Origin of the sequence: Priestia endophytica, assembly GCF_026790145.1 — a bacterium.
Taxonomy (GTDB): Bacteria; Bacillota; Bacilli; order Bacillales; family Bacillaceae_H; genus Bacillus_I; species Bacillus_I endophytica_A.
In genome coordinates, this window is the sequence record NZ_JALAMS010000001.1 from 272698 (window position 1) to 284934 (window position 12237).

Annotated in this window: 11 protein-coding genes; all 11 read left to right on the forward strand. The window is 33.4% G+C overall.

Annotated elements, in window-relative coordinates; translation table 11 throughout:
• The first annotated feature begins 58 nt into the window (after positions 1-58).
• The 11 genes from MOC86_RS01425 to MOC86_RS01475 all read left to right on the forward strand — a co-directional run bounded on the left by MOC86_RS01425 (position 59) and on the right by MOC86_RS01475 (position 12181).
• The gene (locus tag MOC86_RS01425; RefSeq protein WP_243514198.1) at positions 59-733 is read left to right on the forward strand and encodes a response regulator transcription factor; all 675 of its coding nucleotides are present in this window, start codon (positions 59-61) and stop codon (positions 731-733) included.
• Positions 730-2067, forward strand: coding sequence for a HAMP domain-containing sensor histidine kinase (locus tag MOC86_RS01430; protein WP_268582425.1), 1338 nt, complete (start codon positions 730-732; stop codon positions 2065-2067). The genes MOC86_RS01425 and MOC86_RS01430 overlap by 4 nt, the downstream gene beginning before the upstream one ends.
• 147 nt (positions 2068-2214) lie before the next feature.
• On the forward strand, positions 2215-3141 hold the full coding sequence (locus MOC86_RS01435; protein ID WP_046216739.1) for an ABC transporter ATP-binding protein: 927 nt from the start codon (positions 2215-2217) through the stop codon (positions 3139-3141).
• Positions 3122-3856, forward strand: coding sequence for an ABC transporter permease (locus MOC86_RS01440; protein WP_268582426.1), 735 nt, complete (start codon positions 3122-3124; stop codon positions 3854-3856). The genes MOC86_RS01435 and MOC86_RS01440 overlap by 20 nt, the downstream gene beginning before the upstream one ends.
• Before the next feature lie 15 nt (positions 3857-3871).
• The gene (locus tag MOC86_RS01445) at positions 3872-4063 is read left to right on the forward strand and encodes a hypothetical protein (protein WP_268582427.1); all 192 of its coding nucleotides are present in this window, start codon (positions 3872-3874) and stop codon (positions 4061-4063) included.
• A 44-nt stretch (positions 4064-4107) separates the two neighbouring features.
• Positions 4108-5448 carry a sensor histidine kinase gene (locus MOC86_RS01450; protein ID WP_268582428.1) on the forward strand — a complete coding sequence of 447 codons (1341 nt, stop codon included), beginning with the start codon at positions 4108-4110 and terminating at the stop codon, positions 5446-5448.
• Positions 5426-6091 carry a response regulator gene (locus MOC86_RS01455; protein ID WP_243514183.1) on the forward strand — a complete coding sequence of 222 codons (666 nt, stop codon included), beginning with the start codon at positions 5426-5428 and terminating at the stop codon, positions 6089-6091. The genes MOC86_RS01450 and MOC86_RS01455 overlap by 23 nt, the downstream gene beginning before the upstream one ends.
• Before the next feature lie 261 nt (positions 6092-6352).
• A complete protein-coding gene (locus tag MOC86_RS01460; RefSeq protein ID WP_074842839.1) occupies positions 6353-6529 on the forward strand; it encodes a hypothetical protein in 177 nt (58 codons plus the stop codon).
• A gap of 152 nt (positions 6530-6681) precedes the next feature.
• A complete protein-coding gene (locus MOC86_RS01465; protein ID WP_268582429.1) occupies positions 6682-9834 on the forward strand; it encodes a type 2 lanthipeptide synthetase LanM family protein in 3153 nt (1050 codons plus the stop codon).
• A 15-nt stretch (positions 9835-9849) separates the two neighbouring features.
• Entirely contained in the window at positions 9850-11991 is a 2142-nt protein-coding gene (locus MOC86_RS01470; RefSeq protein WP_268582430.1) for a peptidase domain-containing ABC transporter, read from the forward strand.
• Between the two features lie 28 nt (positions 11992-12019).
• A complete protein-coding gene (locus tag MOC86_RS01475; RefSeq protein WP_268582431.1) occupies positions 12020-12181 on the forward strand; it encodes a class II lanthipeptide, LchA2/BrtA2 family in 162 nt (53 codons plus the stop codon).
• The last annotated feature ends 56 nt before the right edge of the window (positions 12182-12237 follow it).

Below are 12237 nucleotides of genomic sequence, written 5' to 3' on the forward strand. Positions count from 1 at the left end.
TTAGAATAAGGATAAAAAGTAAGCTAGATTAAAAATTCTAATGAAAGAGGGAAGCTGATTGGCAAACACTATTCTCTACATAGAAGATGATACAGAAATTGGTACTTTTACAAAAGCATTTTTAGAATCAAAAGGATTTGAAATCATTTGGCTAAAATCATCATATGATCACGAAAAATACTTAGAGAAAGCAGACTTGGTGTTGTTAGATATTATGATTCCTGGTTTGGACGGCTTTACGGTTGGACAGCGTATTAAAAAAAGAAATGCCGAAACTCCTCTTTTGTTACAAACAGCTCGAACTTCAATTGAAGACAAGTTAAAAGGGTTAAATTTTGCGGATGATTATATTACTAAACCATTTCATCCTGAAGAACTTGCAGCCCGGATTGATATTCTTTTAAGGCGTTTTGATAAAGTAAGTGAAGACTGTATTGAAATCCATCATCTTAAAGTAAATATAAAAGAAAAGCGTATTATTAATGTTGAGAAAGACGAAGAGATTTTATTAACAGAAAAACAGCTTAAAATTTTCTTTTATTTGCTTCGTCATCCAAATCAAATTTTAACGAAAGAACAAATCTATGAAATGGTATGGGAAAGAACATTCATTGAAGGGGATAAAACGCTTATGGTGCATATAAGACATTTGCGACAAAAAATTGAGAAGGACCCAAATAATCCTGAAATAGTGGAAACGATCCGAGGAATTGGGTATCGAATTAGACAATGAAGCTTTCTAAAAAATATCTACTTATTATTGTAGCATCAATCCTTTTTTTTCCTATTTCCTACCTTGGAGTCAATTTTATTTATTATTCCCTTCTTATGAATGTGGCAAGCAATAATATTGATATTCATTATGAGCCTCAGAAAGTTGAAGCAAAATGGAAAAATGATATAGAAAATTTACAGGGAAAAAGCGTAAAAGATATTCTATCATTTTTTAATAACTCAAAAGAATATAAGGAAGCGCGAATTGTTTGGATTAGTACCGATGGAGACGTATACTTTGATTCTTCTCAAACGCCAAATTCAAAATGGTCTATTGCATATACTATTGAATTTATGGAGAAAGGCAGTAAAGGGAACGATCTTTTGTTGAAAGAAGAGCTTGGTAACGGGACAAAAAATGGTTACGCAATGCTAGAGATTCCTGAAGAATATGTAGGTTCGAAGTGGAAAATCTTACGTGAAAAATATGTATATGTATGGTATTTGATGTTGTTATTCCTATGGGCTTTATTTATTTTTGTTTCATGGTTTTTCTTTTATGGGATTCAGAGACGTCTTATTTTTATCCAACGCCATATGGAAAAGGAAGGGAAAGATGGAATTCCAGAAGGATTTAAAGTGAAAAATAAAGATGAGCTAGGTCAAGTGGAGCTTTCTTTTAATAAAATGGTAGAGAAATTAAAAGAAAGCCGGAGAAAAGAAATTCAAGAAGAAGAGCTACGAAAGAAATTTATTTCAGACGTTTCCCATGATTTAAGAACACCACTTACGATTATAAGAGGGCATACGTTTACCTTAAGTGGAGAAAATTTATCTCCTCAAGGAAAGCAATCTGTTGAAATTATTAATAACAAGATTAGTTTTGTTGGGGATTTGATTGATAACTTATCTTCGTTTAATTTGTTAACAGCTCAAAAAATGCCTATGAACCGGAAAAAGGTAGATGTATTAAAAATTATTCGTTCGTCGCTAACAGCCTGGTATCCAATTTTTGAAAAAGAGGGGTTTAAAGTTGATATTGGTCTAGAAAAAAGTTTAATTTGGAACATTGATGAAGTGTGGATGAAGCGTATTTTAGATAACTTGTTTCAAAATATTATGAGACATGCGAGCAGTGGAAAATATGTATCTGTGCGTATTGAAAGTGATGATAAACATGAGTACCTTATTGTAGAAGATAAAGGTCCTGGTTTACAGGCGAAGTCAGATCATAAAGGTTCAGGAATTGGTCTATCAATTGTGGAGATTATGGTAAAGCAGATGGGATTAATACAAGAAATTTCAAGTGGGAAGAATGGTACTACTTTTAAGATTTATCAAAAAGAAGAATGAAGACTGCCTAAGAAGGTAGTCTTTTTTTATTGTGGTAAGAAAATAGAATGAAATTTAAACGAAATTTAAACTGAAATCAACCCTTAATTTAAATTAGCGCGTCTATACTAAAAGTAACAAAAGGAAAGCGAAGGGAGAGAAAAGTTGATGGTTAATATTTTAAAAGCAGAGCACATTAACGTTTCTTTAAAAGATAAACAAATTTTAAAAGATATTGATTTGTCATTTGAAAAAGGAAAGATTTATGGACTGCTAGGACCAAATGGAGCAGGGAAAACAACGTTGTTAAAAGTACTGCTCGGTATATTTCCCCCAACATCAGGCGAGGTTTTATTTAATGAATCTAACCTATACAAAAACCCAAAAAAAGACGTAAGAAATTCAATTGGTAGCATTATCGAATTCCCAGGATTTTACGATAATTTAACGCTGTATGAAAACATTGTTCTACATTTAAAATACGTTCAAAAGAAAATGTCTAAGCAGGAGATTTATTCGATTTTAAATACGGTAGGTCTTTACGAGCACAGAGATAAGCTTTTTTCTCAAACATCGCTTGGAATGAAGCAAAGGTTAGGCATTGCAAGAGCAATTGCTCACAATCCAAGTCTTTTATTACTTGATGAACCCACAAATGGACTTGATCCACAAGGAATTAAGGAAGTTAGAGAGATGTTGTTAAAAGAAGTGCGTGACAAAGGAGTAACAGCTATCGTATCAAGCCATCTTTTAAGTGAAATTAATCTTATGGCTGATGAACTCATTATTATGAATGGCGGAGAGGTTATTTTCGAATCTCAGTTTATGAAAAATGATCAGGAAGTTTTCCTATATAAGATGCCTAAGCATATTTCCTTCCATAAAGACATAGAAGAACAAATTACAAACTATAGAGTGACAAGCAATGGAGATACTCACGAGTTTATTGCAACTCTTCCACCTGATCAATTGCGAGACATATTAAAACAAAATGGCTATTCAGCAGAGGAAATAGAAGCTTACACGCTTTCTTTAGAAGATTTATATTTAAAACTTATAACAAAGGAGAAGAAAAATGAATTTATTAGTGCGTAATGAATTTATGAAATTAAAAAGATTAAAATCCATTTACTTTGTTTTTGTACTAAGTTTCTTCCCTTATATTGTAAATACAGTAGGGCTGTTTTTAAAGGCAACTCAGTATGATGCCACCAAGTATTATATGTTTGTCTTTAATCAGTATGCCTTCTTATTACCAGCTGTTGTGTTTATCTTTTCAGGGTTTTATTTTTATATCGAATTTAAGAATAAAACGATGCTAAATTGGATGTCTTATCCGTTTAAAAATTTTCAGCTTATTTTTTCAAAGATTGTCGCTACATTTATTGTTTTATTTAGTATTTCCATTGTGAATCATATTTTACATTTGGCAACATTATGGATCATCTTTCAAAATGAACAAAGTTTTAATGACGTATTATCAATGTTTCTAACTTCTCTTTTGTTTACAGTCTTGAGTTTATGTGTTATTCCTATTGCCGCTTTACTTGCATCTATCACAAAAAATATCATGGTTGTTTCGATTGCGGGAGTTTTATCTTTCTTCGTGATGACGATTCTTCTAGGTGGAAATGTTTCGATACTGTTCCCATTCTCCTTTATTTATCGCATTAGTATGCAAACATTTGATTATGAAATGGGATATAGTGATTTTGCCCTTCAGGCTGGAGGATCTGCTATCTTTGCTGCTTATATTTTGGCTGCTTTTATCGGTTTATATGTTTATTCAAAGAAAACAAGAAGTTATTAAAAGGAGGAAACTGTAATGGAACAACTATTTTTTATCATAGCGATTGCATCACTTGGAATAGCAGCGGTTATTTTTATCGGAAAGATATTAACAGAAGGTTTAGGAGGTTCCACTTTTAGGGTCTCTCAAAAGTCTGTGAAAATAATGCTCAGCTTCTTTGCTTTATATGTTGTTACATTTGCCGTTTATATGTTTATTAGTAATTAGAAACTTTCCAGGCTACTTACCGTTTAGAAGAAGGATGGTGTAAAATGAAGCATTTTACTAAAAATAGTGTGCAAGAATGGGGAGCTGTAATATTCCCATTCTTGCTTATGAATATCTTTCTTTATATTCTCTTTAAAGATATATTAACGATTCAGAATTATATGCTGCTTGTATTAATGGGAACCATCCTTCTTATATGGTATTCGGTTATGATTGGAAGGAAAGTCAAAAAAGTTGAGACACTGTTCAAGGAAGAATCAAAGTATGGAAAGAGTTTGTTTGGCTTTTTAGAGAAAGGTTACAAAGAAAACAATATGAAGAATTTGATGCACATTCTTAAAAATGAAATTTCGAGCGTATTGAACATTCAAAATGTGTATGTGTGTCATTACTGTGAAGAAGAGAAAGTGTTTAAGACAGAAGATGATGTGATAGCAGACTTGGATCATATTGACCTAGCAGATACGTATTTTGAAGTTGGAAAGCTACAAAATATCCCCACTGGCTATCTTTTTTTAGTAGGAAAATATCGCTCTTTCTCTCTTTTCATTTACTTGAAGCACGGCAAAAAGAAGATTGAACTGAGTTATTATGATGTAGGTTGGCTAAACAGAATGGCTCTTTATACATGTATGACATTACAAACATTTATGCTTACAAAAGATTTTGTTAAAGAAATTGAAGGATACGAGTTAAGAGCTAATCATTCTCCCTTTTTGAGCAAGCTCGTTTTCTTTCTGTCTGAAAATGAACGAATTAAACTTTCACAAGATATCCACGATACTATTCTTCAAGAGCTGATTTTTATAGCTAGAGAATTAGAAAAAGACGCTCCTACACAACATCAAGTACAGAAAATAAGAGGAAAGCTACTCGAAAATATCCAACAAATAAGGGAAACTTGTTATGAACTTCGCCCACCTTTTTTACTAGAGATGGGCCTTGTAGGCAGTATTCAAAACCTCGTGTCTAAGCATCAGGAAAAAGGAAATTGTTCAATTGAATTTCTCCATAACTTAGCAGGTGAAGAACAAATCAGTGAAGAGATAACGGTAAATCTTTACCGAATCGCTCAAGAGTTACTAAATAATGCAAGAAAGCATTCACAAGCTAAGTTTATTGTTTTATCACTTTATAAAAAAGGCTCAACTCTTTTATTTTTATATGAGGACGACGGTATAGGAATGGATATGAGTGAACATAAGGGCGAAAGAGAGCATTTTGGAATTAAAACGATTAGAGAGCGTACTCATAGTTTAAATGGAAAATTTGATCTCTCTTCTAGTATTGGAGAAGGCATGTTGATTAAAGTTGAATTAAGCATACAAAGAAACACCAAAACAATAGTGGAGGACCTTATTTATGATAAACATACTGTTAGTTGATGATCATATAGGCGTTGCTCAAGGTACAAAAGCTATTTTAGAAAAAAAGGGTGAGATGGAAGTAGATATTTTAGGTGATAGTAAAGATACGTTCACAGCCATTGAAGAATGCTGCTATGATATTCTACTTATTGATTTGTATATGCCAACTTTAAACGGCTTAGAGCTTTCGAAACAAATTTTGGACAAGTATCCAAACGAAAAAATCTTAATTTATACAGGCTTCGATATTGGAACCCATTTTAATCTTCTTGTTGAAGCGGGAGTTGTAGGTTTTATCAGTAAGTCTGCTCCAGAGGAAAAGATTATAGCTTCTATTCAATTAGCTTTACAAGGTGAGACGGTCATTCCTACTGAACTGTTTCGCCAACTTCGAAGAACTGAAATTGCATCTGCACAAGGTACAGAGCCAGTAAAAGAGCCCTTAATAAGAGATCTTACGCTAAATGAACGAGAGCAATATATTTTATCAGGAGTAGCAGAGGGGCTAACAAATCGAGAATTATCTTCAGAGTTGTTAATTAGTCAGCGTGCAGTAGAATATATTCTTACAGGGATTTTTAAAAAGCTCGGTGTTAAATCCCGCACCGAAGCTCTTATAAAAGCAACGAAACATTCATTAATTACGGTTAGAAGTTTGTGAAATACAAAGGACAAGCTGAAAATATAAAAGAGCAAGAACCCTCTTAAAGGTTCTTGCTCTTTTATATTTGCGTTACCGAACAGCAGTATGCAGATTATTGCAATCTATCATCGTAAAGACCGCCAAAAGAATGCGGTTTTCCGAATGAAACCTTTCGCTGAATTTTGAGAAAATTTGTATTAATATAAAAATATAGAAATTGATGGTAAAAGAAATGGATTTAAAACCCATTAATTTCTAAATTATTAGGAGGTGGCAGATGTGGAAGAAAGACTTTATGGATTTGCTGGAAAGTTAGAAGAGGAGTTAGAAGAAATCGCGCTTAAAGAAATTAGTGGTGGAGCAGAACAAAGAGGCATTTCACAAGGTAACGATGGACATCAGTGTACAATTACTTGGGAATGCAGTATTTGTCCTACTCATACGTGCTGGTGCTAGTAACTCCTAGGATGGCCGTTTTTAAACGATAGTAGTTTTGTAAACGGGTAGCTACATAAAACACTATAGCGTTTAAATATGGTCAGTGTACGTCTGTATTTAAAAGAGGGGTATGCCAGTACCTCTCTTTCTAAACATAAGGAGTGATCGGAATGAATAACTTAACCAACATCTTAATAAGTAAGGAGAAAAAAGTCAATAAAAACGATATAAATGAAGATGCTTTTTTTGAACGAAATCTTGCTCTTGTGTATAAAAATGATCTTCATTTAGCAAAAGAAAGCATTTCTCATATACTTTCAGTGGATTCATTAGATCAAATGAAAAAACTGTACAAAACAGAAACTTCTAAATCCACCTTTAAACTAAGTGTATTTAAGAATGTTGCTGAAGAAATATCCAAACAAAAAATTGACTCTTCCCAAATTGATAAAAGAGTGATGTTTCATGCTTTTTCTTTAAAAATTGCGTCTTATTTTATTAATCTTACAAAAACGTCTCCTCAATATTTATTACATACGTCACATATTCTAGAAGAAACTAGTTTTCTAGATAACATAGAAAAGCAGTTTCAACAACATATTTTAAAAGTGTGCTACAGAACGCTTGTTTTTGATTTGAATCTTCAAAGAGAACAGGGAAATCTTGTTGGTGAGACCAAGAAAGAGAAATACGAGCACTATAATGACGTCTTATTAACAGATAGCACATACGTTTATCACTTTTTTACAGTATACCCAAGTTTGCTAAGAATTATAGCTAATGAAATAAGAAAAGTAAAAAAATTTATAGGGGAATTTCTTAAGCGTTATAGCAGTGATTATAAACTAATTACAAATAAATTTTTTTCATCATTACAAAGCAATAAAATTATGACATTTGAGCTAGGACTCGGGGATGCGCATTCAGATGGTCGCAAAGTAGCGAAAGTTTCTGTTGAGCAAGGAACGATAATCTACAAGCCGCGAAATATGAAAATTGATTGCTTATATAATGAGCTTGTTGCTTTCTTAGATGGAGAGATAAAAGATAAGTCTTATAAAATTAAAACGCCGCTAGTTTTAGAGCGGGAGAACTATGGATGGGCTGAATATATCAATTTTGAAGAATGTAAGAGTAGCGTAGATATTCATGCTTTTTACCAAAACTTAGGTAACCAAATTGCGCTTTTATATGCTTTGAATGCTGTTGACTTTCATTCGGAAAATTTAATTGCGCATGGCTCTCAGCCTGTACTTATCGATCTTGAATCTTTATTTCATGTTCCATATGAAAGAGAAGTGAAGGAAGATGCTTATTTTAAAGCTCAGCAAAAATTGAATACATCCGTTCGTTCTCTTGGTCTTCTTCCTTTCTTTTTTGGAGGGAAGAATGTAGACATTAGCGGGATTGGACGAAGAGGAAAAGTGAAATCTGTAATGAAAGTTCCTCAAATTGTTAATCAATACTCAGATGATATGAAGATTGAACGGAACTTCATTGAAATGAATCCTTCGATGAATCATCCTGTTTTAAAAGGAAAGCAAATTTACGCAAAAGACTATGTAGAAGATTTAAAAGTAGGCTTTAAACAAATGTTTGTAAAAATCAAAGAACATGCTAATAAGCTCGTAGAGATTATTGAAAAATTTGAAGCGGATACTTATGTTCGATTTATTGCACGACCAACGGTAAAATATAGTTCTCTTTTAGAGCTAAGCTTTCATCCGCGTTTTTTACACAATTCAATTGATCGTGAAGCTTTTCTTGCAAAACTATGGGAAGAGTCAAAAGATAGCGATGAATATGTTCCACTTATCAAACATGAGCATAGTGATTTAATGAACAATGATATCCCTTATTTTAAGGTAGAACTAAACTCTACAAATCTTCTCAATTCACGAGGAAAAAAGATTCCTTCCTATTTTAAAGAAACACCTAGTAACCTTGTGAAAAGTAAGATAAGACATTTGAGTGATGAAGATTTAAGGTTTCAATTAAATATTATTGAGTTATCAATGCTCGCTTCAGAGGATGATCGTCAAGAAGTTATTAAACAGTTTGTTTCAAAGGATCCCTCACAATACGAAGGAAAAAAGGACCATAAAGCTTATTTAATTCATAAGGCGGAAGAATTAGCCATGCGTATTACTAAGGAAGCTTATCAAGGAGTAGAGGATGGAAAAAGAACATATAGCTGGATGAATACAACACCAGTAGGAGTCGATGAAATTCAGTGGAATGTTTCGGTGATGGGTGACATGCTCTATGAAGGTTTATCAGGGATGGCCTTGATGTATATGGCTTTATTTCAGGCTACTCATAATGAAAACTACTTAGATATGGCAGAAGACATTATGAAAGATATTATGTCAAGGTTTGAAAATATTGAGTCTAGTTTACCTAACGGAACAGAAATATCAATCGGGGCTTTTTCAGGCATTACTTCTATTGTTTATACTCTTCTTAACTTTTACGCGTTTACAAAAAAAGAACAGTACAAAACATGTGCGAAAATGATAACGAAGGTCATTCCAGAACTCGTTGAGAAAGATAAAGATTTGGATCTTATCAGTGGAACGGCAGGAGCTTTAGTTGTTCTTATCCGCTATTATGAAATGACCGGCGACAACGAGACGTTGCTTTTAGCTAGGAAGTGTTCAAATCATCTTTTGAGTCAAGCTATTAAAACAGAACAAGGACTAACTTGGAAAGGGGTAGCTGGAATTCCCCTCACAGGATTTTCTCATGGAAACGCTGGTATTATTTTTGCGCTTCATCTCTTCTATCAGTACTGCCCTGAGAAAGAAGTAGAAGAGGGGATTAAAGAAGGATTGAAATTTGAAAACAGTTATTGTATTAACGAAAATTGGATAGATCTTAGAAAACCTCAGGAAGAAGTAGCATCTTCGGCGTGGTGTCATGGAGCACCAGGAATCCTACTTAGCAGGATTGAATTAAGTAATTCTTCAATCCCACAGGTAGCAGAGCAAGCTCAAGCTGATATGGATAAGGCTTTAGGTAACATTTTTGTAGATGGATTTGGGAGAGAACAAAGCTTATGTCATGGAGATGTTGGGAATTCAATGATTTTACTAGACTATGGCAGAAAAATGAAAGATGAAAAGATAATTCACATTTCCCGAAACTTGTTAGCAGAAAGTATTATGAGTAAAGAAAATGGTGTTTACCAATGTGGAATTGGAAAAACTGCAGAAACACCAAATTTAATGGTAGGTTTTGCTGGCATGGTGTATGGCATGATTTATGCCTATCATGATAAACTACCGAACCTTTTAACTTTAGAAGTTAACCTACCTTCTTAAAGAGGGGAAAGTAAAATGACAAAACGAAAAAGAAAGCTTCCTGTTATTCTTCAAACAAATAAATATGATTGTGGAATTACCTGTTTGGCTATTGTAATGAGCGGTGAGGAGAAATTTAGATTAAACCCTAAAATTTTTAGAGGTGGAAGAGATTTTATTGGACGTGAAGGAACAAATTTATTCTTTTTAAAGGAGACCGCTGTAAAGTACGGCTATACCTTTAAGGCTTATCGAACAACTCAGCTCGAAAACTTAGCTCATCTTGTTAAAGATGCCCCTGTTATCTTGCACTGGAATCATAATCACTTTGTTGTTCTCGAAAAAATGGACAACGAAAAAGCGTTGATCATTGATCCTGACTCAGGTCGCAGTGATATTCCTTTAGATGAATTTCAGGAAGCTTATAGCGGGGTTGCTATTCATGTTAAAAAGGATGTCCAATCTAAAGGGGAATCTCTTTCCTCTGTAAAAGAACAACATTCATTTATGAAAATTGGAAAATACCTTTTTAACAATAAAAAATTAATTTCTTACATTATCTTACTTTCTTTTGTTTTCCAAATCTTAAACTTAGCAACGCCTTTTTTAACTCAGTATATTGTAGACTCATTTTTAGAAGGGAAAGCAGAGGCCATCTCTCTTAATATGCTTTCACTGTTCATTATTTTATCTGTTGTATTGTTCTTCGTTCTTTCGTTTGTGAGGATGCTGTTTATTATTAAGCTACAAGTTTATCTTAATAAAAATATGACAAATCATTTTATTCAAAAGATTGTCTCACTGCCATTAAAGTTCTTTGAAGTCAATTCAGCTGGAGACATTGCAACACGAATTAATAATATCTCTGTGATTAGAGAGGTCATCTCACGACTTGCTTCTACCTTAATCCTAGATATTAGTCTTCTTATTGTATTTTGTTTTGTAATGTTATTTTATTCACCGATTTTATCTGTCATTGTATTTGCTGGAGCCTTTGTTCAAGTGCTTAGTACAAAGTACCTCTTACCTAAAATAGAAACGTACACAAAACAAGAAGTAAATAGCCAGGCACATTTCCAGACGCAGCTTGTAGAAATATTAAGATCTATGACATTTATTAAAACAATTGGTAATACAGCTACAATTGAAAAAGGAATGAAATCTTCATTTAATCAACAACTGACTCATTTCTCAGACCGAATGCATTATTCATCTTTATTAGGAGCAATTTCAAATTCAATTAATTTATCCCTACCTCTTCTTGTACTAACAGTCGGAGTATGGTGGCAAGGGCAGTCTGCCTTAACAATTGGGGCTATTGTAGCTTTTTCTAGTATTGCTAGTAGATTTATGACGCCGCTTGGTTCTATTATCGGTAGCTTAGAGTCTATTAAAATGGTGGAAGAAATGGTCGATCGAGTAGAGTCTGTATTACAGGAAGATGGTGAACAGCTTAATCAAGATCAACCTTATACATTTAATGCTAAGCAAGATTCCATTACTATTCGAGACTTAACATTTGGCTACACAAAAGAAAGTTATATTTTTGAAAAAGCTCATATGGAGATTCATCCAGGGGAAAAGATGATGATTGTTGGTAAAACAGGAAGTGGAAAATCAACCCTTCTAAAAGTTATCTCAGGCTTATATGAACCAACAGACGGTGAAATTCGCTATGGAAATCAAGAGAGAACAAAGATTAACTTGAAGAAACTGCGTGAAACGATGGGATTCATTGTTCAAGATATTAATTTATTTAACGATACCATTTTAAATAATATCAAATATTTTAATGAAACCGTTTCTGATGAATTGGCTGTTGAGGCTGCCAAACAAGCTTGTATTCATGATGATATTATGAAAATGCCAATGGGATATCACACTGTTATTGGAGAAAATGGAATTAGTTTGTCAGGAGGTCAGAGACAGAGAATTGCTATTGCGAGAGTATTAGCAAAACAGCCTCAGATCTTACTTATTGATGAGGGAACAAGCAACTTAGATAAGGAAACCGAAACAAAAATCTTACAAAATATTTATAATAAACAGATTACTGTAGTTGCTATTACACACCGAACAGACTGGCTTCAGCATGCTGACTCTATTTATGAGATTAAGGAAGGAAAAGTAACTCTTGTGAAGCGGAAAAATAAACAATATTTAGTGAGCGGAGATTAAAACACCACTTGAAAGGAGGTGAAAACAAATGAAGAACATTAAAGCAATTGAGGAAGTATCAGAGCAAGAGTTAAAAGAATTAGCAGGTGGAGCAGAAGAAAGAGCAATTTGGACAGTCACAATTCCCATTTCTCTAGCAGCATGCCCAACAACACAATGTGCGTCAATCGTATCACCGTGTAACGACTAAATAAAAAATTAAAGGAGGAAATAAAAATGAAAAAAAACATGAAAGCAATTGAGGAA